Here is a 23,678-nt window from a genome sequence, read left to right as displayed (position 1 = left end):
TCAGGTTCGTGCTTTCGTTCACATCTATCAGGCATGCTGTCGGACGTACGCACGCGACTCCTCCAGCCGGGCCGTAGCCCGCTGAGCCCCGGATCCCGCGCCGGCCTCGGCGCGGCCCTCGTTCTGCTCGCAACCGTCTCGGCGGTGGAGTTGGCGGACGGCCGGGCGGCGAACTACATCGCGCTGATGGTGGCCGCTCCCTTCCTGGCCGCCGCGTTGGCGTCCTGGCGGGTGGTGCTCGGCGCCGGCACGGTGGCATCTCTGCTCGGGGCCGGTTTCGCGCTGGCCGAGCGGACGCTGTCGTTGTCCACCGCGGTCGCCGTGGCGGGCATCGTGCTGGGCACCGGCATCGCCGCGGCGGTGGCCTCGGTACGAGAGCGGCAGGCCAAGCAGATCGCCGAGTTGTCCAAGCTCGCGGCGGTCGCCCAGCAGGCGGTGCTGCGCCCGCTCGGCCCTCGGGTGGGTGCCCTGTCGGTGGCCGGGCGGTACATCTCCTCCACCGCGCGGGCGGAGATCGGTGGCGACCTGTACGAGGCGATCGAAACCCCGTACGGCGTACGCATGATCATCGGAGACGTACGCGGCAAGGGGCTGGAGGCGGTCCGGCTGGCCAGCATCGTGCTCGGCTCGTACCGGCATGTGGCCTACGAGCGGGCCGACCTGCGGGCCGTGGTGGCGGACCTGGACCGCGCGGTGGCCCGCAACGTCGGCGACGAGGACTTCGTCACCGCGGCGCTGGTCGAGGAGCGTGGCGGCACGCTGACCATCGTGAACTGCGGGCATCCGGCTCCGCTGCTGCTGCGCGGTGGTGCGGTGATCCCGCTGGAGCCGCCCGCTCCCGCGCCGCCGCTGGGCTTCATGCCGGTGGTGCGTCCCCGGGTGGAGCGGTTGGAGCCGGGCGATCGCCTGCTGTTGTTCACCGACGGTCTCGGCGAGGCGCGTCGGGACGGCGAGTTCTTCCCGACTGCGGACCGGGCCTGGCGGCTGCTCGGGCACGGGACGGTCGCCGACGGCCTGGCGTCGCTGGAGACCGCGCTCAAGGAGTGGGTGCACGGCCGGCTCGACGACGACATAGCGCTGGTGTTGATGGAGTACACGGGCACCGCCAGCGGTGTGACCGCGGTGGTGCCGAGCTGGGAGGTCGGCGCGACCGAGAGCTGACCGGGACGGCCGTGTTCGATCGTGTGTAATTGCTGTCACTTCGGCGAGCGACTTGTCGCTGTCTACCCGCGAGTAATACAGTCGGGGTTACTGATCGGTAACACCTGTCCGGAAGCGGGGCCAGCGGCATGACCCACTACAAGAGCAACCTTCGGGACCTCGAGTTCAACCTGTTCGAGGTGTTCGGGGCGGACCGGGCGTTCGGCCAGGAGCCGTACACCGACCTCGACGTCGACACGGCGCGCACCTTCCTCGCCGAGATGGACCGCCTGGCCCGCGAGGACCTGGCTGCCAGCTACACCGACAGCGACCGCAACCCACCGGTCTTCGACCCGGCCACGCACACCGCGCCGCTGCCGGAGTCGTTCAAGAAGTCGTACCAGGCGTTCATGGACTCCGAGTTCTGGCGGCTGGACCTCCCCGCGGAGCTGGACGGCAGCAACGCCCCCCGGATGCTGTGGTGGGCCCTCGCCGAGCTGGTGCTCGGCTCGAACGCCCCGATCTGGATGTACGCCTCCGGCCCGTCCTTCGCGCACGTGCTGCGCGTCGAGGGCACCGAGCGGCAGAAGAAGTGGGCCAAGCTCTTCGTCGACAAGCAGTGGGGCTCGACGATGGTGCTCACCGAGCCGGACGCCGGTTCGGACGTGGGCGCCGGTCGGGCCCGCGCCATCCCGCAGCCGGACGGCTCGTGGCACATCGAGGGCGTGAAGCGCTTCATCACCTCCGGTGAGCACGACCTGAGCGACAACATCGTCCACTACGTGCTGGCCCGCCCGGTCGGCGTGGAGGGCGTGGGCGGCCCGGGCACCAAGGGCCTGTCGCTGTTCGTCGTGCCGAAGTACCACTTCGACGAGGAGACCGGCGAGCTGGGCGAGCGCAACGGCGTCTACGCCACGAACGTCGAGCACAAGATGGGCCTGAAGGTCTCCAACACCTGCGAGCTGACCTTCGGCGAGCACGGCGTGCCCGCCAAGGGTTGGCTGATGGGCGACAAGCACGACGGCATCCGGCAGATGTTCATGATCATCGAGTACGCCCGGATGCTGGTCGGCACCAAGGCGATCGCCACCCTCTCCACCGGCTACCTCAACGCCCTGGAGTACGCCAAGAACCGGGTGCAGGGCGCCGACCTGCTCCAGTCGACGGACAAGACCGCCCCCCGGGTGACCATCACCCACCACCCCGACGTACGCCGTTCGCTGCTGCTGCAGAAGTCGTACGCCGAGGGTCTGCGGGCGCTGGTCTGCTACACCGCCTCCTGGCAGGACAAGGTCGCCATCGCCGAGGCGGCCGGTGACGAGAAGGCCACCAAGCTGGCCAAGCGGGTCAACGACCTGCTGCTGCCCCTGGTCAAGGGCGTCGGCTCGGAGCGCGCGTACGAGCTGCTCGGGCACGAGTCCCTGCAGACCTTCGGTGGCTCCGGCTTCCTCCAGGACTACCCGCTGGAGCAGTACGTCCGGGACGCCAAGATCGACACTCTGTACGAGGGCACCACGGCGATCCAGAGCCTCGACCTGATCTTCCGGAAGATCGTCCGGGACAACGGCAAGGCCCTGATGGCGGTGGCCGCCGAGATCCAGGAGTTCATCACCACCGAGGGCGGCAACGGCCAGCTCAAGCAGGAGCGCCAGGCGCTCGGCAAGGCGCTGACCGAGATCCAGACCATCCTCGGCGTGCTGACCGGCTGGCTGGGCGAGGCCCAGGGCGGCGACGCCCGCGCGCTCTACAAGGTCGGGCTCGCCAGCCGGCGGTTCCTGCTGGCGATCGGTGACCTGGTGGTCGGCTGGCTGCTGCAGAAGCAGGCGGACGTGGCGCTGAAGGCGCTGGCCGGTGAGGTCTCGGCGGCGGACAAGGCGTTCTACACCGGCAAGGTGGCAGCTGCCCGGTTCTTCTCCCGCGAGGTGCTGCCGCGCATCGGCGCCGACCGGCGGATCATCGAGGGCACCGACCTGGAGATCATGGACCTCCCGGAGGAGATCTTCTGATCTGCGTACAGCGGCTCCGGACGGCCGGTGGGCGTACTTGCCCGCCGGCCGTCGGCGTGTTCGCCCGGCGCGGCGCGGGTAACCCCGGCTCGGACGGGTAACCGTCGCGAGCCAGTCAACGTACGCCCAGAGCAACCGCACGGGGGAGTGCCGCGCACATGGGCATTGGTAGTGGGATCTTCCTGATCGCCATCGGTGCGATCCTGACCTTCGCCATTCGGGCAAACGTCTGGTGGGTCGACCTACGCGCGGTCGGTTGGGTGTTCATCCTGGCCGGCCTGGGCGTCCTGCTCACCACGCTCTGGTTCTGGCAGGATCGCCGCAAGCGGGCGAGGACGCTGATCGTGGAGGAGAACCGACTGTCTCATCCGACCGCGATGATGCCGCCACCTCCCGATCCGCCGCCGCCCACCGCACCACCGAGCTGAGACGACACGCGCGCCGAGTCAGCGGGACGGACAGGCTCCCGCTGACTCGGCGCGTCCGTGTTCAGCCTCGGGTGTGGTTCAGCCTCGGGCGGTGTGTCGGGCGCTGATCGCCGCCGTACCGTGAGCCAGGTCCGCCCACGGCAGCGTGCTCCGGTGCACCACCAGGTCGCTGGTGCGCAGCCCGTCCGGGTCGGCCCGCTGTGGGTCGAGCAGCTCCGACAGCAGCGAGATGCCCGGGTTGTGGGCGATCAGCAGGACCGTGCCGACCGTCGGCTCGACCCGTCGTACCAGGGTCAGCAGATCCTCCGGGTGTGCCTCGTACGCATCCGGCTCGTAACGGACCTCCGGCACCGGACCGGCCGGGCCGCTCTCCGGGGGTGACCCGGTCATGCCCATCTCCACGCCGTGCCAGGTCTGTCGGGTTCGCAGCGCCGCCGAGCAGAGCACCACCTCGGGCAGCAGCCCGTGCCGGGCCAGCCAGGCGCCGGCTGCGGCGGCGTCGGCTCGTCCCCGCGCCGACAGTGGGCGCTCGATGTCGAGACCATCCGCCGTGGGCGGTTCCGCTTTGGCATGCCGCAGCAGCACGAGCGTCCGTTCCTGCACCGCGCCGTCCCTCATGTCACCAGCTTGCCCGATTGGCGATCTCCGTGCCGGGGTAAGTCCAGGCATGCCGCAACCTCATCGATGGCCGCGGCGAAGTGGAATGCAGCTTCGATAGCCGAGGAGACGAGAGATGGGCATCGGTGGCAGTATCTTCCTGATCGCGCTCGGCGCGATCTTCGCGTTCGCCGTGGAGGCGGATCTCGGCTGGCTCAACCTGAGCGTCGTCGGCTGGGTGCTGATGCTCACCGGGGTTGCCGGCCTGCTCGTGACGCTCTACTTCTGGAACTCGCGTCGACGCACCGTGGTCACCCCGGTCCGTCAGGAGCGGGTGGTCGCCGACCGGGCCGTACCGGTGCAGGACGACCGGGTGGTGCAGGAGTACCGCGAGGTGCGCCGGCCTGGTCCCACGGTCTGATCCGCGTACGCGAACCGGGGGGTTGGTGGGTTCGCCCACCGACCCCCCCTGGCGTGCGGTCAGGCGAAGAGGGCGAAGTAGATGGCGATGTGGTGACAAATCGCCGCGACCAGGGTGCAGGCGTGGAAGAACTCGTGGTGCCCGAACACGGTGGGCCACGGGTTCGGCCGGCGCAGCGCGTAGAAAACCGCGCCGACGGTGTAGATCGCGCCACCGACGCTGAGCAGCACCAGCGCCGTGACACCGCCCTGGTGCAGGATGTCCGGCAGGATCACCACCGCGACCCAGCCGAGCGCCAGGTAGAGCGGCGCGGAGACCCACCGTGAGACGTGCGGCCAGACCATCTTGAGGGCCACGCCGGCCAGCGCGCCGCCCCAGACCACCACCAGCATGGTCACGGTGGCGCGGTTGTCGAGCAGCAGCAGACAGAACGGCGTGTACGTGCCGGCGATGAACAGGAAGATCATCGAGTGGTCCATCCGCCGCATCACCTGGAAGCCGCGGGTGGACCAGACGCGACGGTGGTAGAGCGCGCTGGTGCCGAAGAGGCCGCAGACGGTGAAGCTGTAGACGGCGCAACTGATCAGTGGTGTCCAGCCGGGTCGGGCGGCGGCGATCGAACAGAGCACAATGCCACAGACCACGGCGACGAAGAACGCGTACGTGTGCAGCCAGCCGCGCATCCGGGGTTTCCCGATGTCGACCGGCTTGAGCCGGGACGGTGCTGAGGTCGTCACATCATTAGGTTACGGCAGCGTAGGTTACTTTCGGGTAGTGCAACGGGTCACGCTTGCGGACGGGCGGATGACGCGTCCGGGTGCCCCGGTCCGGAAGGATAGTGGGCATGCGGATCAGACGCGTCGGTGGGCACGCCCTGCTCCTCGATTTCGCCGCACCCGCCGACCGTGCGCCCGACACGCCCAACCCGGCCGAGCCGGTGGACCCCGCCCTGGTGGAGGGGTGGCGGGCCGAGCTGTGGCGTCGTCGGGAGCGGGGCGACCTGGTGGCCACCGAGATCGTTCCGGCGGCGGCCACCGTGCTGCTCGACGGCGTACCGGACCCGGCGGCCACCGCCGACGCGATCAGGACGTGGACCCCGACGCCGCCGCTCACCACGTCGGCCGCCGCCGAACCGGTCGAGGTGCCGGTGACGTACGACGGGGAGGATCTGCCCCGGGTGGCGGCACTCTGGCACACGGATGTGCCGTCCGTGGTGCGTCGCATGGCGCAGACCGAATTCCGGGTGGCCTTCTGCGGCTTCGCACCCGGCTTCGGCTACCTGACCGGGCTCCCCGCCGAACTGGCGGTGCCAAGGCTGCCCTCGCCGCGACCCCGGGTGCCGGCCGGTTCGGTGGCACTGGCCGGCCCGTACGCCGGGATCTACCCCACCGCCTCACCCGGCGGTTGGCTGCTGGTGGGGCGTACCACGCTGGCCCTGTTCGACGTGCGCGCCGACCCGCCGGCCCGGCTCACCCCGGGCACCCCGGTGCGCCTGCTGCCGACATGAGCGAGATCGAGGTGCTGACCGCCGGGGCGCTGACCACCGTGCAGGATCTGGGCCGTCCCGGCTGGGCGCACCTCGGGGTCCCCCGCTCCGGCGCGCTCGACCCGGAGGCGTTACGGCTGGCCAACCGGCTGGTCGGCAACCCGGAACCGGCGGCCGGCCTGGAGATCACCATGACCGGCTGCGCACTGCGCCTCACCCGGGCCACCACCGTTGCCGTCGTCGGGGCCGAGGTCGACGTCCGGGTCGGCGAGCGGCCCGGCGACACCGGTCGTCCGCTGGCCGTACCGGCGGGGGCGGTGTTGCGGATCGGTCCCGCCCGACGGGGTCTGCGCTGCTGGCTGGCGGTGGCGGGCGGCATCGCGGTGGATCCGGTGCTGGGCAGCCGGGCCACCGACACCCTCGCCGGACTCGGACCGGCGCCACTGCGCGACGGCGACCGGCTGCCGGTGGGCGTACTGGTCGGCCCACCCGCCCCGGTCGACGTCACCGTGCCGATGGCGCACCCGCAGGAACTGCACCTGACCGCCCGGCTCGGGCCACGATACGACTGGTTCGACGCCGTGGCGCTCGACCGGCTGTACGGCACGGCGTACACGGTGAGTCCGTTGAGCAACCGGGTCGGCGCGCGACTGACCGGCGCACCGCTGCCCCGCGCGGTGCTCGGGGAACTGCCCAGCGAGGGTGTCGTTCTCGGCGCGGTCCAGGTGCCGGCGGACGGCCAGCCGTTGATCTTCCTCGCCGACCATCCCACCACCGGCGGATATCCCGTCATCGCCGTGGTGGACGACGTGACCCCGCTCGCCCAGGCCAGACCAGGCACTACCGTCAGGTTCCATGGACCTCAACGCTGATCTCGGTGAAGGCTTCGGTGTCTGGCAACTCGGCGACGACGAGGCACTGCTGGACCTGGTCACCTCGGCCAACGTGGCCTGCGGCTTCCACGCCGGCGACCCGGTGACGATGCGCCGGGTCTGCGCCGCCGCCGCCGAACGCCGGGTCGCCGTCGGCGCCCAGGTCGGCTACCGCGACCTGGCCGGCTTCGGCCGCCGACACATCGCGTACGAGTTCGCGGAACTGCGGGACGAGGTCCTGTACCAACTCGGTGCGCTCGACGCCTTCTGTCGCGCGTACCGCACCCGGGTCCGCTACCTGAAGCCGCACGGCGCGCTCTACCACGCGGCGGCCCGCGACGAGACCCAGGCGGCGGCGGTGGTGGCCGCCGTCAACGACTACGACCCGGAACTGCCCCTGCTCTGCCTGCCCGGTTCGGTGCTGGCTCAACTCGCCCAGGGCGCCGGGCTGCGGGTGGTGGCCGAGGGCTTCGCCGACCGCAACTACCTGCCCAACGGGCAACTGGTGCCGCGTACCTCGCCCGACGCCCTGGTCACCGACCCGATGGAGGTGGCCCGCCGGGCCGTACGGATGGCCACCGAGCAGACGGTGGTGGCCACCGACGGCAGCGTGTTCCCGTGCGTCGTCGACTCGATCTGCCTGCACGGCGACAGCCCCGGCGCGGTGGCCGCCGCGGAACTCGTCCGTGCCGCCCTCATCGACGCCGGTGCCACCCCCACCCCCTTCACCTGAGGTGAAAGGAAGGGCACCTTGTTAACGCCTGCGGTAGATGAGGGGCCCCCTGTCAACAATCCGCCCGATGCGGCGTCAGCCGGCGTCGAGGCCGCGCAGCACCAGGGGGAGGCGGGTCGCGCTGCCGGTGGCGACGCGTACCGGGATGCCCCAGTCCTGTCGGGTCAGGTGGCACGCCGCATGCTCGACGTCGGCGTCGCAGGTGGCCGCCTGGGCGGTCACCTGCAGCACGCCCTCGGTCACCGAGTCGGAGAGCACCAGCCGACGGGACAGCTCGGTGCTGGTGCCGGCCCCCTCGACCAGCAACTCCGGCGGGGACGCGGACACCATCAGCCGGGTGGACGGGCCGTACGTCTCGTCCAGCGTCTGCCCGGGCGCCGGGGTGAAGATCACGTCGAGCGTCACCTCACCGGCCGCCAGGTCGGTCGGCTTGCGTTCGGTACGGTGGCGCGGGCCGTCGACGGTGCTCGCGCCGACGGCGGAGAGCGCACCCGGAGCCAACCGGGTGATCCGGTGTCCGGCGGACTCCATCACCAGCACCGCACCCTCCGGGGTGAGCGCCAGGTCGCTCGGCTCGGCCAGCTCGGTGGCCACTGTCGACACCTCGTCCGTCGCCGGGTCGTAGCGCCGCACCGCCCCGTTGTAGGTGTCCGCGATCAGCACCGAACCGTCGGGCAGCGCGCAGACGCCCAGGGGATGCTGGAGCAGCGCCTGCGCCGCCGGACCGTCCACGTGACCGAAGTCGAACAGGCCCTGGCCGACCACCGTACCCATGACGTCGTCCTCGACGTACCGGATGGCGCTGCTCTCGCTGTCGGCGACCCAGAGCCGACGGCCGTCGGCGGAGACGGCGAGCCCGGACGGCTGCGCCAGCCAGGTCTCCGCCAGCGGCCCGTCGCGCAGCGCCTCCACCGTCGTGCCGGCGTACATGCCGGCGGTCCGCTTGATCGGATCGAACCACCACAGTTGGTGGATGCCGGCCATGGCGATGACGACCTTGTCGTCGTACCAGGCGAGGTCCCAGGGCGAGGAGAGGTCGACCGAGAGCGCGTCGTGGGCGTGGTCGTCGACCGTGGAGCGCCACTGCCGCCCGGTGCCGGCCACGGTGACCACCTCACCGCTGCTCAGGCGTACGCCGCGCAGCAGGTGGTTGACCGTGTCGGCGACCACCAGGTCGTAGCCGGCCACCTCGGCCACGTGCGGCGGGAGCAGGCACAGCCCCTGTGGCTCGGAGAAGGTCGCGGTGTCGGCCGTACCGTCGACCCGGCCACGGCTGCCGGTGCCGATGGTGCGCAGCAGCGTCTCCCCGTCGGCGGCCAACTCGACCACCCGGTGCCGGGCGGAGTCCGACACCAGCAGGGTGCCGTCCGGCCCGACCAGCAGCTTTCCGGGGAAACGCAGGGTGGTCTGCGGCTCCGCCGGCGGGACGTACGGGCCGTCGCCCCGGTGCAGCGTGCCCTTGGCCTCGTGGGTGGCGACCAGGTCGTCGATCAACCGGGCCAACCCTTCGGCGTGACCCTCGCCGGCCATCGTGGCCACCACGTAGCCCTCGGGATCGATCACCGCGAGGGTCGGCCAGGCGCGGGCCGCGTACTGCTGCCACATGTCCAGCTCAGGATCATCGAGTACGGGATGGTGCACGCCGTACCGCTCGACGGCGTCGGCCAGCGCGACCGGGTCCTTCTCGTGCTCGAACTTCGGCGAGTGCACCCCGATCACGACGAGGACGTCCGCGTACTTCTCCTCGAGCGGGCGCAGTTCGTCAAGCACGTGCAGGCAGTTGATGCAGCAGAACGTCCAGAAATCGGCGATCACGATCTTGCCGCGGAGGTCGGCAAGCGTCAGCTCGCGTCCACCGGTGTTCAGCCAACCCCGACCCCGCAGCTCCGGCGCCCGTACGCGTGCACTCATACCCCCATCGTGCCGTACCGCAGGCCGCGCCGGCCCGCTGGGCGTGATCTCCCGGTGATCCGCACAGTTGCGCCGGAATTGCGGTATCCCGACGGCTTGGATACCGCAATTCCGGCGCAACGGAGCCGATCAGCCGGCGGAGTTCTTCAGGCAGAGCACCGGGTTGGCCACGTCGCCGCGCAGCTCGACGTACGGCAGAGCCGGGTCGGGGCACTTGTCCTTCGACTCGACCTTCGACACCACGCTGAACGACTCCGGCTCCCCGCACACCGCCTCGACGGCGGAGTCGCCCGAGCGCTTGACGCAGGAGCCGACCGCCGGGTCGAAGGCGTTGTCGTCCGAGCCGCCGAACTTGCCGAGCAGCAGCAGCAGGCCGAGCGGGATGGCGAGGATGAGTACCGCGGCGACCAGCACCGCGGCGAGCACCCGGCCGTTGCGTACCTTCGGTGGCGGCGCGTCGGCGGCCGGCTCGGCGACCGGCTTGAACGCGTCGAAGCGGCCCTGCTCCGGCTCGGCTGCCGGCGTGCCCGGACTCCACGGCGCGTTCGCCTGGGGCCCCGGCGGGAAGGCCGACGTGTGGTCCGGGCCCGACTCCGGACGGGCGGGGGAACCGTAGGTGACGCCGGGGCGGTCGGTCGGGCCGCCGAACGGGTCACGAGCCGCGCCGCCGAACGGGTCACCGGCCGGGCCACCGAAGGGATCACCGGCCGGGCCACCGAAGCGGTCGGCCGGTCGCTCCGGCTCGGGGTGCGGCTTGACGCCGTTGACCGGCCGATCGGTGGCCGGCGCGTCGGCGAAGGCGGGCAGGCCCGGCGGGAAGGCCGGGGACGCGGGAGCGGCTGCGCCGGTGAAGGCGGCCGGTCCAGCCTGCTCGTGATCGGTGAAGCGTGGTTCGGGGCCCTGGCCGAATCGGGGCGGCTGGGGCTGCTCCTCGCGCTCCTGGACCGGCTCCTCCGGCTCCGGACGGGCCGGCCGGCCGTACACCCGAGGTGCCGGCGTGCTGGTCGGAATGGCCGTGTGGTCGGCCGGCGGGGTGACCCGGCTGGCCGTCGGCACCGACGCGCTGGCCGAGACGCCGCCGGCCGCCGCCGTCGGCGGGGTGGCCCGACCGACCGACTCGGGCGAGGTACGGGGAGCGGGGATCGACGCCTCAGCCGGCGACTTCGGCTCGTCCGGCCGCGACTCGGGCTGCCCCCAGCTGCCGGCCGGCTGGTCGGCACCGGGGCGCTGACCCGGCGTGGACTGGTCGCCGGGGTACTGGCCAGGGGCGGAATAGTCGGCCGGGGGTGCCGCAGCCAGGCTGGCACCGGGGACCCGCTGCTCCTGCGGCGGCAGCGGAACCATGTTGGCCGGCGAGATGCCGGGTGCCGGCGCGGGCTGGTACACCGGGCTCTCCTCGGCACGCCCGGTGTCGGATCGGGACGCCCCTGCCTCGGGTGCCCCGCCGCCACCCCAGGCCTCGCCGGGTGCCCACGGCTCGATCTCGGTCAGCGGCGCGCGGTCGGCGGCGTTGCGGGACGGCAGCGGCGATGCCGATCCGCTGGCAGCCTCGGTGGGCGTCCAGGCCGGGGCCTGGTCCTGAGCCCAGCCAGCCGGTTCCGGCTGGCGTCCCTGACCGACGGCCCAACCGGGTTGTTCCTGCTGCTCGCCCGGCCAGGCACCGGCGCGGGCCGGGTCGCCGGGAGCGGAATGCTGCTGCGGTGCCGGGTCGGCCGGTGGCACCTGGGCGGTGGCCCGGGCGGCCGGCTCGCCGCGCGTCGCGGCCTGATCGGTCTGAGCCCAGTCCGGCTGCGCGGACGGACCGCCCTGCGCCCACTCCGGTTGGGCTGCTGGGCTGGTCTGCGCCCAGTCCGGCTGCGCCGGCGGGTTGGCCTGAGCCCAGTCGGGCTGGGCGGGCTTGGCCTGGGCCCAGTCTGGCTGCGCGGGGGAGTTGCCCTGCGCCCAGTCTGGCTGCGCGGGGGAGTTGCCCTGCGCCCAGTCCGGTTGAGCAGGCGGGCTGCTCTGCGTCCAGTTGGGCTGCGCGGGCGAGTTGCTCTGCGCCCGATCGGGCTGCGAAGGCGAGTTGGCCTGCGCCCAGTCGGGCTGCGGAGGCTTCGCCTGCGCCCAGTCCGGCTGCGCCGACTCGGGTGCGCCGGCGGCCCAGCCGGGCGGTTGCTCCGCCGGGCGGGGGGCGGAGTTCCACTCCGGCTGCTGGTTGCCCTGCCAACTGGCGGGTGGGGAGCCTGACTGGCTGCTGGCGGACTGGTCCGACGAGGTCTGGTGGGGTGTCCACTCAGCTGGCTGGGTGCTCTCTGATGTGGTGGCACCACCCCAGGCCGGGTTGCTCTGCCCAGCGTTGGCCCAGGCCGGCTGGTCCGACGTGGACGCTGCCGGCCAGTTGGCGGCGGGCTGCTCGCCCGGTGGGTTCCAGGACGCCTGGCCGCTGGCAGCCGGCGTCCAGGTGCCGGAGTTCGGCGCCTGCTGGTTGCCCCAGCCGGCACCCGGCTGACTCGCCCAGGCGGGAGCGGCCTGGTCGGGTCGGGCCGGCGGTGGGGGGGCCCAGCCGAGGTCCGGGGCGGGTGCGCCGTATCCGTTCTCCTGCTGAACCGGGCGGTCGCCGTACGGCGCCGATCCGCCGCCGCCCGGCGGCACCTCGTCCGGCTCGTGGCCGGGGTGGTGCGGGCCCTCGGACGTCATGCGTGCGCCTCCTCCATCACATGTCGGCCGCCGTCGCCGATCGTCTCGGCCGGGCAGCCGGCGGTGCCGGCGTGCCGGCCGTGCCGGCTCCCCCCGCACCGTATCCGGTGGTCACCGGGGCGCATCCGGGGAGCGCCAATCATCACTGTCCGTTGCCGGTTGGTGTCGATTCGCATCTATCGCATCGACCTTCCCGGGCCGGGGATGACGACCGTGCCCCACCGTACCGGGCGCTGGGGCGAGGCGGTATCCCGGTGTCAGGGCATGGGCGCAATGACAACGACCCGCCCGGTGATCCGGGCGGGTCGTCGTCGGGGAGGAGGTGAATAAACGTCGTGGGCGTCAGTGCATGTGACGCTGGGCGATGACGAGGATCTCGTCGCGTACGGCCGGCGAGCTGGCGGAGCGCAGGGCCCGCTCGATGGCCCGGGCGCGGCGGTTGGCGTCGCGGCGGCTACGGATTCGCTCGATCATGCTCATGGTGTTCTCTCCTGCTAGCTATTCGGTTGTCGGCCCGTTGATGTCTCTATTGAACAGCAAAACCTCGCCAACATCCATCGATTATTAGGTGAGCTGCGCCACGAGCCTACGAATCTTAGGCGTGGGGTGCGATGTGGACCGGCATTCTTCACTCAACGGCAACGGCCGGTGTGCCGGGCGTTCACCCGTGGCACACCGGCCGTCGTCGCAGCGCGTCAGGTCCAGGCGAGCAGTGCCGCCTCGGGGTCGGTGAGGAAGTCACCGATGTCGCGCAGGAACTTCGAACCCAGCTCACCGTCGATGATCCGGTGGTCGAAGGAGAGCGCGAGGGTGGTCACCATGCGTGGTTTCACCTTGCCCTTGTGCACCCAGGGCTGCTCGCGTACCGCCCCGAAGGCCAGGATCGCCGACTCCCCCGGCGGCAGGATCGGGGTCCCGGTGTCCACCCCGAACACACCGACGTTGGTGATGGTCAGCGTGCCGCCCGACATGGCAGCCGGCGAGGTCCTGCCGGCCTTGGCGGTCTGCACCAGGTCCGTCATCGCGTCCGCCAACTCCCGCAGGGTCAACCGGCCGGCATCCTTGATGTTCGGCACGATCAGACCGCGCTCGGTGGCCGCCGCGATGCCCAGGTTGACGTACTCCTTGACGACGATCTCGTCGCCGGCCCAGGTCGAGTTGACCATCGGGTGTCGCTTGACCGCCAGCAGCACCGCCTTCGCCACCAGCAGCAGCGGCGAGACCCGTACGTCGCGCCACTCCCGCCGGCCACGCAGCCGGTCCAGCGCCTTCATCGTCCGGGTCATGTCGATGGTGAGGAACTCGGTGACATGCGGAGCGGTGAACGCCGAGCGGGACATGTTCTCGGCGGTGAGCTTGCGTACCCCCTTGACCGGGATGCGCTGCTCGCGGTCGGCACCGAAGCTCGCGGCGGAGGTGGCCGCCGCGCCGACCGTCAGCGGCTCGGCCGCAGCCGACGACGCCGCCGCCACCGCCTGCTGGACGTCCTCCCGGGTGATCGAGCCGAGCGGGCCCGAGCCGGTCAGCGTACGCAGGTCGACGCCGAGATCCTTGGCGAGCTTGCGTACCGGCGGCTTGGCCAGCACCGGTCCGCCGTGGTGACCGTTGCCGTTCACCGCCGGCACCGGCGCGGCCGGCACCGGCGCCGGAGCCGCAACGACCGGGGCCGGCGCGGCCGGGGTGGTGGCCTGGGCCGGGGCCGCGCCCTTGCGGGGACGGCGCTTCGCGGCGGTGGTGCGCGGGCCGTAACCGACCAGGACGGCGGTACGACCACCCGGTGCGGGACCGCCGATCAGGCCCGGCTCGACCGCGCCCTCCGCCGGGGCGATGTCGACGGCGGCCAGCGAGGCCGCCGAGGGCGCGGGCAGATCGTCGACCGGTCCGGCGCCCGGGTCGGTGTCGATCGCGATGATCGGCGTACCGACCTCGACCGTGGTGCCCTCCGGGTGGAAGATCGCCTGCACCTGACCGGCCCACTTCGCGGGGATCTCCACCGCCGCCTTGGCGGTCTCCACCTCGACGATCGGCTGGTTCAGTTCGATGGTGTCGCCCACCTTGACCAGCCAGGCGAGGATCTCGCCTTCGGTCAGGCCCTCACCCAGGTCGGGAAGGTTGAACTCCTTGATCCGGGACATGCCGCTCACCAGCCGAAGGTGCGGTCGACGGCGTCGAGCACCCGGTCGAGGTCGGGCAGGTACTCCTCCTCCACCCGGGCGGCCGGGTAGGGGGTGTCGAAGCCGGTCACCCGCAGCACCGGGGATTCCAGCGAGTAGAAGCACTCCTCGGTGATCCGGGCGGCGATCTCCGCGCCCAGGCCCACGTTGGACGGTGCCTCGTGCACCACCACCGCGCGACCGGTGCGCCGCACCGACTCGTACACCGCACCCAGGTCCAGCGGGGAGAGCGTGCGCAGGTCGACGACCTCCAGGTTGCGGCCGTCCTCGGCCGCGGCGGTCGCCGCGTCCAGACAGGTGCGCACCATCGGGCCGTACGCCAGCAGGGTGGCGTCCGTGCCGGGCCGTACCACCCGGGCCGAGTGCAGCGGGTACGCCTCGGACAGCGGCGCGTCCAGGTCGACCTGGCCCTTCTCCCAGTAGCGCCGCTTCGGCTCCAGGAAGACGATCGGGTCGTCCGAGGCGATCGCCTGCTGGATCATCACGTACGCGTCCTGCGGGTTGGCGCAGGAGACGACCTTGAGCCCGGCGGTGTGGGCGAAGTACGCCTCGGGCGACTCCGAGTGGTGCTCCACCGCACCGATGCCGCCACCGAAGGGAATTCGGATGACCATCGGGATGCGCAGCTTGCCGCCCGAGCGGTAGTGCATCTTCGCCACCTGCGACACGATCTGGTCGTACGCCGGGTAGACGAAGCCGTCGAACTGGATCTCGCAGATCGGCCGGTAGCCCCGGATGGCCAGGCCGACCGCGGTGCCGATGATGCCCGACTCGGCGAGCGGCGTGTCGATCACCCGCTGGTCGCCGAAGTCCTTCTGCAACCCGTCGGTGATCCGGAAGACGCCGCCGAGCTTGCCGACGTCCTCGCCCATGATGACGACCTTGGGGTCGTTCTCCAGGGCCTTGCGCAGGCCGACGTTGAGGGCCTTGCCGAGGGTGAGCGTCTCCGTGGCCATCAGTGCGCGCTCCCCTCGAACGAGTCGAAGTACTTGTTGAACTGCGCGCGCTGCTCGTCGAGCAGCGGCGACCCGTTGGGGTAGACGTGGTCGAACATGGTGACCGGCTCCGGGTTCGGCATGGCCAGCACCCGCTCGCGCAGGTCGATCGCCTCCCGGCGGGCCTGCTCGTCGACCTCGGCGAAGAAGTCGCTGTCGGCGATCTTCTCCCGTTCCAGGAAGGCCTTCATCCGGGCGATCGGGTCCTTGGCCTGCCAGGCCTCGACCTCGCTGGCGATGCGGTAGCGGGTCGGGTCGTCGGAGGTGGTGTGCGCCCCCATCCGATAGGTGTACGCCTCGATCAGGCTCGGGCCCTGCCCGTTGCGGGCGTTGTCCAGCGCGTGCCGGGCCACCGCGTACGTGGCCAGCACGTCGTTGCCGTCCACCCGCACACCGGGGAAGCCGAAGCCGGCGGCCCGTCGGTACAGCGGAACCCGGGTCTGCCGCTCCAGGGGCTCGGAGATGGCGTACTGGTTGTTCTGGCAGAAGAACACCAGCGGGGCGTTGAAGACGCTGGCCCAGACGAATGCCTCGTTCACGTCGCCCTGGCTGGTGGCGCCGTCGCCGAAGTAGGCGATGACCGCCTCGCCGTCCTCGCCGCCGGTCTTGCCGTCCATCGCGACGCCCATGGCGTACCCGGTCGCGTGCAGGGTCTGCGCCCCGATCACGATCGTGTACATGTTGAACTTGAACTCGTTCGGATCCCAGCCGCCCTGGTCGACGCCGCGGAACAGGCCCAGGGGCATGATCGGATCGATGCCACGGCAGTAGAGGACGCCGTGCTCCCGGTAGGTCGGGAAGGCCATGTCCTGGGCGCGTAGCGCCCGTCCGGAACCGACCTGCGCGGCCTCCTGGCCCAGCAGGCTGGCCCACAGGCCCAGTTCGCCCTGCCGTTGCAGGGCGGTGGCCTCGGCGTCCAACTTCCGCACGAGTACCAGGTCACGGTAGAGGCCGCGGTACTCCTCGTCGGTGAAGTCGACGCGGTACTCGACGCCGTCCGGGCCGGTGACGCTGTCGATGCGCTCACCCGACGGGGTGAGCAGTTGCACCAGTTCCGGATCGCCGGTCGCGGCTTTCCTGGATCGGGGTGCGGCTCGCCGGCCGCGGGTGCTGGCCCCGGGGTCGCCCTTTGCCATCCGTCTCTCCCTGTCGTGTCTGCGTCGGCACCGGGGGGTCACCCGGCCGCGCGACTCGTGAGCCCGCCCCGGCTGGTGCCGGGATCGGTTCCTGGCGACCGCGCCTAGCCCCGGTGGGGGTTGCCGCGCGGCCTGAGCCGGATTCATGGCCGAACCCGGTTCGGGAGCGCCGGCGCCCAGTCGCGCCTACCGCGTGGGTGCGCGGAGGTCACGGCTGCGCTGCCGTCGTGGCTCCATATTCGCATCACAGGTGAGCCGCCCCACACCCTGCCTGCCCCGCATCCCAGGCCGGTCCGGTTCGTTACCTGAAATGCCGAGGTGTCGGCTCCAATGACGCCCGGACGTTCCGGTGGTGATTTGTCGCCATTCGGCCATATGAGCGTTTCGACACGCGGTGGGGGGTTGGCTGACCCGGAGTCGCTGACCGACGCTGTTTCCGGCTGGACCCCGATCCCCTCGGCGGTCCGCCGGGGCAGCTCATCACGGTCCAGGCCCGGGCGACGACGAGGAGTGCGTGGTGTCGGAACCAGACGAGGGCGCCGGGAGTTCCGGCCGGCACCGGGCACCCGGCAGCTACCGCCGGGTGGTGGGTACCCACCGCGCCGTACGCACCGCCGGTCCGTCCCGCGGTTACCTGCTGACCGTGGCGCTGCTCGCCGGCACGGCCTCGATGCCGGTTCTCGCCGCGATCAGCACCGGCTCGGCGACGGTGGGCAGCACCGCCCTGCCGGACAGCGGTACGCCGTTCATCCCGACGCCGTCCATCGGGCCGGTGGTGATCCCGCCGCCGCCCACTGGCGCCCCCACAGCCACCTCGACGGCGGTGCCGTCGACCGCTCCGGCCGCCCCGCCGATCGACCCGGTGGACCGGCCCGACCCGGGTCCGACGTCGGTGGACCTGACACCCGAGCGTCGCCCGGAGCTACCGGACAGTGAACCCCGACCTCGGCCGCCCAGCCCGGTGCCCGCGCCGCTCCCGCGCCCGACGCCGACTCCACACCCCACGCCGACCCGGCCGGTGCCGGGAGTCACTCCCGCGCCGCCGGCCACACCCACCTCGCCACCGCCGGTCCCGACTGACCCGCCCGTGCCGAGTGATCCCGCGAGCCCGTCCGCCTCGCCGGACCCGGACGGTGCCGGGCCGAGCGCATCGGCGGAACCGCCGGACCCGACCGACCCGTCGGCGAGCACCGACCCATCCGCCACCGACCCACCCGCCACCGACTCGCCTGCCACGACGGAGCCGTCCACGTCGGCGAACCCCCACCTGCCCCGGGACCCCGCCACGCCCGACGGGCCCAGCGCCTCGGCGGGTCCGAGCAGCTCGGGCAAGCCGGCCTGCCCCACTCCGGATCACTAGGGAAGCACCGGGTCACCGACGGTACGGTGAGAAGGCTGTCGACGGGCCGGAGCGGAGCGGGGGTCTGATCTTGGTCGACCGTGACCTGGTCGCTGACGACGTCGCTGCGGCCCGGCCCGGCCCAGGGCTGCGACTGGCCCGGATCGTCACCGAGTTGACCGCGCCCGCCGTCCTCGTCTCCCTGCTCACCGTCGTCATCGGCTGGCACAGCGCCCAGGGCAGGTTGAGCGGTGTGGGCTGGGGGTTGGTCGCGGTCGTCTTCGCCAGCCTGCTCCCGATGGCGTACATCGTCGGCGGGGTGCGTCGCGGCCGACTCACCGATCATCACGTCCGGGTACGCGAACAGCGGCGGATTCCACTGCTGTTCGGGCTCGGTTCGGTGGCTGCCGGGCTGGCCCTGCTCGCGGTGCTCGGCGCGCCGCGACCCGTGCTGGCCCTGGTCGCCGCCGGACTTGTGGGTCTGGTGGTCGCGGTGACGGTCAGCCAGTGGTGGAAGATGTCGATCCACTCCGCGGTCGCGGTCGGCACGCTGGCGGTGCTGCTCGTCACCTTCGGCGTCTGGGTGCTCGTGGCCACCCCGCTGCTCGGGCTGGTCGGCTGGTCACGGGTGCGGCTGGGCGATCACACCCCCGCCCAGGTGCTCGCCGGTGGCGTCCTCGGTGGCCTGGTCGCGGCCGTGGTCTTCACCGTGCTGCGCTGACCCGGGGCGATCCGAGTGCGGTCGCCGTGACGACTTCGCCACGGCCCGCGGTCAGCCGTCGTCGGAGAGGCGGTGCCGGTTGGCGTCGATCCAGGCGTCGAGGGCGGCCGGATCGTCCGGGTCCACCCCGTCGGCCATCAACTGCGCCACCGCCGCGGTCGCCGGGCTGCGCCGCTCGCCGGTGGCGTAGAGCCGGACGAACTCGGGCACCATCTCGGCGATCGCGGTGTCCGTACCGGCGGCGGCCGTTTCCGGCAGCCCACGTCTGCGGGCGGCGTACGCGGCCCAGGCCCGCAGCACCCGGGGCAGCATCGCCGCGTCGTCCATGTCGAGTACGGCCCGACGGTGCACCCAGTCGAGCAGGAAGAACCCGGCCACGGTCGGACTCCAGCGCAGCGGGTCGGCGTCGGCGAAGGTGGCCGCGTGGTCGAGCAGCAGGCCCAGGCAGAAGTGCAGCGAGGCCAACTCGGCACCGTCGACGTCGTCGAAGCCCGCCCGGTTCGCCTCCGGCGAGGCGAGGAAACGTCGGATCTCGTCGGCCCGTACGGCTGCCGGCAGCGGATCGTCGGACAGCACCGGCACCGCACCCTGCCAGGCCGGCAGGATCGCCAGCCGTGCCCCGACCAGCGCCCGATCCGTGGCCAGTGAGGTCGTCCCGGGCAACTGCCCCAGGTGGTCGGTTACCGCCAGATGCCGGCTCACCTCGCCCCGCATCCGGCTCGGATCCTCCTCCCGGAACCAGGTCAGCTCGTCCTCGGCGCACAACTGTCGGACCTGGGCCAGGATCCGGCTCGCCGGCCCGCCGACGAAGACGTCCTTGGCGATGCCGATGTTGTGGTCGACCAACGCGATCAGCGCATGTTCCGGCCCGCCGACCGTGTCGTCGTAGGCGAAGGTCGCCAGGTAGGAGGTCTGGTCGCCGTAGACGTCGCCGTACGCCCAGGTGCCGGTGAGGTGCACCCGGCCGAGGTGACCCGACCAGGCCGGAGCGGCAGCGCCGGGGCGGACCCGGTCCGCGCCCTTCGCGTCCGGCACGAGGGCGGCGAAGACGGCGCGTACGGTGGTGGCGGCGAGAGCCCGCCGTCGCGAGGTGGCCGCGAGAAAACCGGCCACGAACTCGCGTACGGCCGTCTCCCGGTCCGTCTCCGCGACCTCGTACACGCTGCCCAGCAGGGCCGCGCCGAGCATTTCCGCGTCGAGGGCCGTGTCGAGCTTGGTCACGTCGCGGGCGGCGTGCAGCACCGCTTCGTACGGGGTCTGTGGCGTGGCCATGACCCGACACTACGCCGCTCGGGGCCCGATGACTGGTGAGCAGACGTGCGGCGTCGCTCAGCGATGCCGGGCGACCTCGAGGACGGTCCGCGCGTCGGCGTGCGCGGCGATCACCGTCCGAACCGGTGTGAGCACGTACTCCTCGCCGACCTTCGTCACCGCGCCGGTCAACCGGGCCTCGGCGCGCTGTCGGGCCCGCCGGGCGGCCCACCGTGCCACCGGCCGGGTCAGGGCCGCCATCAGCAGCCCGGCGAAGAGCCCACCGAGCAGCAGCAGGGTCGGCACGGGCACCTCACCGACCATCGGATGACGCAGCTCCGGCAACCCCAGGGCCCGCAGCGCGTAGCCGAGGGCGAGCCAGCCGAGCCCGGCCACGGCGGCCAGGGTCACCAGCCACTGCAACCCGCCGACCAGTCGCCACCAGAGGCGGGGCCGGTCCATCCCCAGGTCGGTGTCGGCGATCGCGCGGTCCAGGGCGTCCGGCAGGTCGACGAGCCGGGACCGGGCCGCCGCGGTGACCGCGTTCGGCCAGGCGCTCGGCAGGCCGGTGCCGGCCCGCTCGGCCACCGTGCGGACCGCGAGCCCGAGCGCGGACCGGTCGGCGACGCTGGGCTCGGGCACGGATGTCGCGGCGACCAGGCTCTCCGCCGGGTCACGCGGATCGCCCGACCGGTCGGGGAGGTGCAACCGGCGCAGCGGATCGGGACGCAGCCGCCGCCAGAGGCGTACCAGTGGCCATCCGGTCGTGGCGGCGGCCCGGTGTCGGTACGCCTGCTCGACCGCGTCTGCCACCGTCGGTACGCCCGCCGCGGCGACCAGCGCCCGATCCAGCGCGGCCAGCGCCGGGTCGTCAGTGGTCAACGCCGGGCGTGGCGCGCCGACCATCTCGTCCAGCGCGGCGACCACGGCGTCCACGTCACCGGAGAGTCGACGCAGTGCGGCCTGCCGTTCGGCGACGCTGCGCTCCAACGCCCCGCGCAGCCCCCGGGTCCCGGCCGGGTCGGCGATCGTGGTGGTCAGCAGCGGCACCCCGTCGAGCCCGTCGGCGTCGAGCAGTCGGCGCAGGTCGGCCACCACCCGGTCGACATCGGTCGGGGGCAGCCGGTCGACCTGGTTGAGCACGACCACTGTGACGTCGCGGTGCCGGTGGAACTCGCGCAGGTAGCTGTCGTGCACCACCCGGTCGGCGTACTTCTGCGGGTCGACCACCCAGACCACCAGGTCCACCAGGCCGAGCAGCCGGTCCACCTCCAGCCGGTGCGAGTGCTGCACCGAGTCGAAGTCCGGCAGGTCGAGCAGGATCAGCCCGTGCAGTGTGGACTCGTCGTCGCCGTCCAGCAGGCTCTCCCGGACGAACCGGTGCCGTGGCAGTACGCCGAGCCAGTCCAGCAGTCGGGTGCCACCGTCGAGCGGCCCCCACACGCAGGCGTGCGTCACGCCGGTGGTGGGTCGGCGCACCCCGACCGGAGAGAGATCCATCCCGGCCATCGCGTTGAACAGGCTCGACTTGCCGCTGCCGGTCGCACCGGCGAGCGCCACGACGGTGTGGTCGCGGGAGAGCGACAGCCGGGTGCCGGCCCGCTCGACAAGCGTGCGTGCCGGCACCAGCGGAGTGTCCGGCAGTTGGCCGTCGACGATGCCGAGGAACCGGCGGATCGCCTCCAGCCGGGCGACCAACTGGTCGGCGTCGACCCGGCCGTCGGCCCGTAACGCCTCACGCAGGCGTCCGCCCATCCCCATCACAGCCGCTCCCGGGCGCTTGTCGCGTCGGCGAAGCCGCTGGCCAGCCTGGCCGCCTCCACCCGCTCGGCGGCCTGGCGCAACGCGGTGGCGGTCTGGTCCGCCGGCCGGGCCTGCTCGGTCCGGGTGAGGAAGCGGGCGGCCTCGGTGTCCAGCAGGGCGCGTACCCGTTCCAGCAGGTCCGCCCGGGCCTTGTCGGCGAGCGTCCGCACGGCCTGGTCACCGAAGATCGCCTGAAGCACCGCCTGCCCGGCGAGGGTGGTGCCCGCGCCGGTGGCGACCTCCAGCCCGGTCGGGATGAACGCGGTCGAGGCGAACACGGCGATCATGACGGCCAACCCGGTGGCGTTCACCGCGTAGGCGGCCGTACGGGCCACGAACCGTCGGTCGCCGCCCTCGGTTCGGACCAGTTCCAGCACGCCCCGCTGCCAGTCCCGGACCAGCCGCTCGGCGCGCTCGGGCAGGTCGTCGCCGTGGTGGGCGAGGTCCGGCACGAGCAGCGCGGCCCCGGCCGGATGAGCCTTCCAGCCGGTGTACGCCTGCTCGGCCGCCTCGGCGGCCACCGCCCGCAGCAGGGTGACCAGCTGAGACTCGATCGCCTCGCGCAGCTCGGCGGCGGGTGCCGGACGTCGGCTGAACGCGGCCACGAGCCGGTCCCGTAACCGGCCGATCCGCGCCTCCAGACTGCGGAAGAAGTCGCTGGTGCCGACGAACTCCTGCCAGCGGGCCAGCACCTCACCGCGGAGCAGCCGACCGTCGCGCAGCCCCTGCTCGACCGTTCGGTTCGCGGCCCGGTACGCGGCGCGTACCCGATCGTCCAGCGCGTCGGCAGCGGCCACCTGCTCGTCCGCAGCGGCGGCCAGGCTCTCCACGGCCGGTTGCAGCGCGATCAGCGCGCCACCCAGGGTCTGCCGGACCACCGCCGAGCGGGCGTCGGCGTCGGCGGCGAGCCGGGCGAACCAGTCGGCCAGCGGCGCGGTGACCCGGGCGGGCAGCAGCCCTTGCCCGTCGACCCAGGTCTCCGGCAGCACGAACAGCGGCGCCGAGCCCAGATCCTGCTCGGCGAGCATCTCGGCGAGGTGCCCGGCCACCTCGTCGGTGGCCTCGGCCGGCACCCGGTCGAGCACCATGGCGATCACCGCGCCCCGGGCCCGCGCGCCGCGCAGCAGTCCCCAGGGGACGGCGTCGGCGTAGCGGGCGGCGGTGGTCACGAAGAGCCAGAGGTCGGCGGCGGCGAGCAGTTGACCGGCCAACGCCCGGTTGGCGTCGACCACCGAGTCGATGTCGGGGGCGTCCAGGAACGCCAGGCCGGGGGCGAGCGCGGGGGCGGTGACCAGGTGCAGGCTGCGCGGGTCGTCGCTGGGCTGGTTGGTACGGGTGAGGCCGGGCAGCAGCTCGCCCCGGCGGAACCAGGACGAGTCGGCCGGGTTGCAGACCAGTACGGGTGAGCGGGTGGTGGGGCGCAGCACCCCAGCGGCGCTGACCCGCGCCTGCACGAGGCTGTTGACCAGGGTCGACTTGCCGGCGCCGGTGGATCCGCCGACCACCACGAGCAGCGGCGCGTCGAGGCGGGTGAGCCGGGGCAGCAGGTAGTCGTCGAGCTGGTCGGCCAGCGCGGCGCCGATCCGCTCGGCGGGCTCGGCCGAGGGCAGCACCAGCGGGAACGTGGCGGCCCCGATCGCGGCACGCAGGCCGGACAGGGCGTCGGGCAGGCGGTCGTCGGCGGCGGGCCGGTCCTCCCCGGCGTCGGTACGGCCGGTGCGGGCTGCGACGGCGGGCGCGCCGGAGAGTGAGGCGGGATCGCCGTTCGTCGTCACCGCTAAAGCGTGCCCGACCGACACAAGGTAAGACAACCGGTCAGTAGCGAGCGGTGAGTTGCGCCGACTCGACTCAACCTTGACTTGACGATTGCGGTGGGCGTGGCACTATTGAGTCAAGTTCACTCAACTTGAGGTGGGGTCGCTGCGGGCGGCGCCCGCCGGGCGGTGCGACGGGGGTGCTCGTCACCTGCCCAACGTTACGAAGCGAGGA

20 protein-coding genes are annotated in these 23,678 nt (G+C 72.4%); 9 read left to right on the top strand and 11 right to left on the bottom strand.

What is annotated here, in order from left to right; genetic code table 11:
* Nucleotides 1-33 precede the first annotated feature (33 nt).
* The 3 genes from JMF97_RS12555 to JMF97_RS12545 all read left to right on the top strand — a co-directional run bounded on the left by JMF97_RS12555 (nucleotide 34) and on the right by JMF97_RS12545 (nucleotide 3,574).
* Nucleotides 34-1,161 carry a PP2C family protein-serine/threonine phosphatase gene (locus JMF97_RS12555; protein WP_013730793.1) on the top strand — a complete coding sequence of 376 codons (1,128 nt, stop codon included), beginning with the start codon at nucleotides 34-36 and terminating at the stop codon, nucleotides 1,159-1,161.
* 128 nt (nucleotides 1,162-1,289) lie between these two features.
* Entirely contained in the window at nucleotides 1,290-3,146 is a 1,857-nt protein-coding gene (locus tag JMF97_RS12550; protein WP_203221735.1) for an acyl-CoA dehydrogenase, read from the top strand.
* Between the two features lie 158 nt (nucleotides 3,147-3,304).
* Nucleotides 3,305-3,574, top strand: a complete 270-nt coding sequence (locus tag JMF97_RS12545) for a DUF6458 family protein (protein WP_013730795.1) — start codon at nucleotides 3,305-3,307, stop codon at nucleotides 3,572-3,574.
* A gap of 78 nt (nucleotides 3,575-3,652) precedes the next feature.
* Here the strand turns inward: JMF97_RS12545 and JMF97_RS12540 are convergent, their stop codons facing one another.
* Nucleotides 3,653-4,192 carry a SixA phosphatase family protein gene (locus JMF97_RS12540; RefSeq protein WP_203221734.1) on the bottom strand — a complete coding sequence of 180 codons (540 nt, stop codon included), beginning with the start codon at nucleotides 4,190-4,192 and terminating at the stop codon, nucleotides 3,653-3,655.
* A 115-nt stretch (nucleotides 4,193-4,307) separates the two neighbouring features.
* Between JMF97_RS12540 and JMF97_RS12535 the strand changes: the two genes are divergently transcribed.
* Complete coding sequence (locus JMF97_RS12535) at nucleotides 4,308-4,592, top strand: DUF6458 family protein (RefSeq protein ID WP_013730797.1); 285 nt, start codon at nucleotides 4,308-4,310, stop codon at nucleotides 4,590-4,592.
* A 59-nt stretch (nucleotides 4,593-4,651) separates the two neighbouring features.
* Here JMF97_RS12535 and trhA read toward each other — a convergent pair whose 3' ends face one another.
* Entirely contained in the window at nucleotides 4,652-5,329 is a 678-nt protein-coding gene (trhA, locus tag JMF97_RS12530) for a PAQR family membrane homeostasis protein TrhA (RefSeq protein WP_203221733.1), read from the bottom strand.
* 107 nt (nucleotides 5,330-5,436) lie between these two features.
* Here trhA and JMF97_RS12525 point away from each other — a divergent pair, with 107 nt between their 5' ends.
* Genes JMF97_RS12525 through JMF97_RS12515 form a run of 3 tightly spaced genes read left to right on the top strand, consistent with a single transcriptional unit; the run spans nucleotide 5,437 to nucleotide 7,683 of the window.
* Nucleotides 5,437-6,099, top strand: coding sequence for a 5-oxoprolinase subunit B family protein (locus tag JMF97_RS12525; RefSeq protein ID WP_203221732.1), 663 nt, complete (start codon nucleotides 5,437-5,439; stop codon nucleotides 6,097-6,099).
* Nucleotides 6,096-6,950 (top strand): 5-oxoprolinase subunit C family protein, encoded by an 855-nt coding sequence (locus JMF97_RS12520; RefSeq protein WP_203221731.1) that lies wholly within the window; start codon nucleotides 6,096-6,098, stop codon nucleotides 6,948-6,950. The genes JMF97_RS12525 and JMF97_RS12520 overlap by 4 nt, the downstream gene beginning before the upstream one ends.
* On the top strand, nucleotides 6,934-7,683 hold the full coding sequence (locus tag JMF97_RS12515; protein ID WP_203221730.1) for a LamB/YcsF family protein: 750 nt from the start codon (nucleotides 6,934-6,936) through the stop codon (nucleotides 7,681-7,683). Before JMF97_RS12520 ends, JMF97_RS12515 begins: the two co-directional genes overlap by 17 nt.
* 75 nt (nucleotides 7,684-7,758) lie before the next feature.
* Here JMF97_RS12515 and JMF97_RS12510 read toward each other — a convergent pair whose 3' ends face one another.
* The 6 genes from JMF97_RS12510 to pdhA all read right to left on the bottom strand — a co-directional run bounded on the left by JMF97_RS12510 (nucleotide 7,759) and on the right by pdhA (nucleotide 16,575).
* Nucleotides 7,759-9,594, bottom strand: coding sequence for an NHL domain-containing thioredoxin family protein (locus tag JMF97_RS12510; RefSeq protein WP_203221729.1), 1,836 nt, complete (start codon nucleotides 9,592-9,594; stop codon nucleotides 7,759-7,761).
* Between the two features lie 129 nt (nucleotides 9,595-9,723).
* Nucleotides 9,724-12,270, bottom strand: a complete 2,547-nt coding sequence (locus tag JMF97_RS12505) for a hypothetical protein (protein ID WP_203221728.1) — start codon at nucleotides 12,268-12,270, stop codon at nucleotides 9,724-9,726.
* Between the two features lie 342 nt (nucleotides 12,271-12,612).
* Nucleotides 12,613-12,750 (bottom strand): hypothetical protein, encoded by a 138-nt coding sequence (locus JMF97_RS12500; RefSeq protein WP_013730805.1) that lies wholly within the window; start codon nucleotides 12,748-12,750, stop codon nucleotides 12,613-12,615.
* 215 nt (nucleotides 12,751-12,965) lie between these two features.
* Entirely contained in the window at nucleotides 12,966-14,405 is a 1,440-nt protein-coding gene (locus JMF97_RS12495; protein WP_203221980.1) for a dihydrolipoamide acetyltransferase family protein, read from the bottom strand.
* Between the two features lie 5 nt (nucleotides 14,406-14,410).
* Nucleotides 14,411-15,400, bottom strand: coding sequence for an alpha-ketoacid dehydrogenase subunit beta (locus JMF97_RS12490; protein ID WP_203221727.1), 990 nt, complete (start codon nucleotides 15,398-15,400; stop codon nucleotides 14,411-14,413).
* A complete protein-coding gene (gene pdhA, locus JMF97_RS12485) occupies nucleotides 15,400-16,575 on the bottom strand; it encodes a pyruvate dehydrogenase (acetyl-transferring) E1 component subunit alpha (RefSeq protein ID WP_013730808.1) in 1,176 nt (391 codons plus the stop codon). Before pdhA ends, JMF97_RS12490 begins: the two co-directional genes overlap by 1 nt.
* A 517-nt stretch (nucleotides 16,576-17,092) precedes the next feature.
* Between pdhA and JMF97_RS12480 the strand changes: the two genes are divergently transcribed.
* Both JMF97_RS12480 and JMF97_RS12475 read left to right on the top strand, forming a co-directional pair.
* Nucleotides 17,093-17,935: a hypothetical protein gene (locus JMF97_RS12480; protein ID WP_203221726.1), complete on the top strand. Its 843-nt coding sequence runs from the start codon at nucleotides 17,093-17,095 to the stop codon at nucleotides 17,933-17,935.
* A gap of 70 nt (nucleotides 17,936-18,005) precedes the next feature.
* Nucleotides 18,006-18,635, top strand: coding sequence for a phosphatase PAP2 family protein (locus JMF97_RS12475; RefSeq protein ID WP_126712393.1), 630 nt, complete (start codon nucleotides 18,006-18,008; stop codon nucleotides 18,633-18,635).
* A 51-nt stretch (nucleotides 18,636-18,686) separates the two neighbouring features.
* Here JMF97_RS12475 and JMF97_RS12470 read toward each other — a convergent pair whose 3' ends face one another.
* Genes JMF97_RS12470 through JMF97_RS12460 form a run of 3 tightly spaced genes read right to left on the bottom strand, consistent with a single transcriptional unit; the run spans nucleotide 18,687 to nucleotide 23,464 of the window.
* On the bottom strand, nucleotides 18,687-19,907 hold the full coding sequence (locus JMF97_RS12470) for a hypothetical protein (protein ID WP_203221725.1): 1,221 nt from the start codon (nucleotides 19,905-19,907) through the stop codon (nucleotides 18,687-18,689).
* 57 nt (nucleotides 19,908-19,964) lie between these two features.
* On the bottom strand, nucleotides 19,965-21,641 hold the full coding sequence (locus JMF97_RS12465; RefSeq protein WP_203221979.1) for a GTPase: 1,677 nt from the start codon (nucleotides 21,639-21,641) through the stop codon (nucleotides 19,965-19,967).
* A 5-nt stretch (nucleotides 21,642-21,646) separates the two neighbouring features.
* Complete coding sequence (locus tag JMF97_RS12460; protein WP_203221724.1) at nucleotides 21,647-23,464, bottom strand: GTPase domain-containing protein; 1,818 nt, start codon at nucleotides 23,462-23,464, stop codon at nucleotides 21,647-21,649.
* Nucleotides 23,465-23,678 lie beyond the last annotated feature (214 nt).

The sequence above is a fragment of the Micromonospora fiedleri genome (assembly GCF_016774385.1).
Classification (GTDB): domain Bacteria; phylum Actinomycetota; class Actinomycetes; order Mycobacteriales; family Micromonosporaceae; genus Micromonospora; species Micromonospora gifhornensis.
The sequence above is the reverse complement of the archived record's forward strand: the minus strand, read 5'-3'. Positions and strand labels throughout refer to the sequence as shown.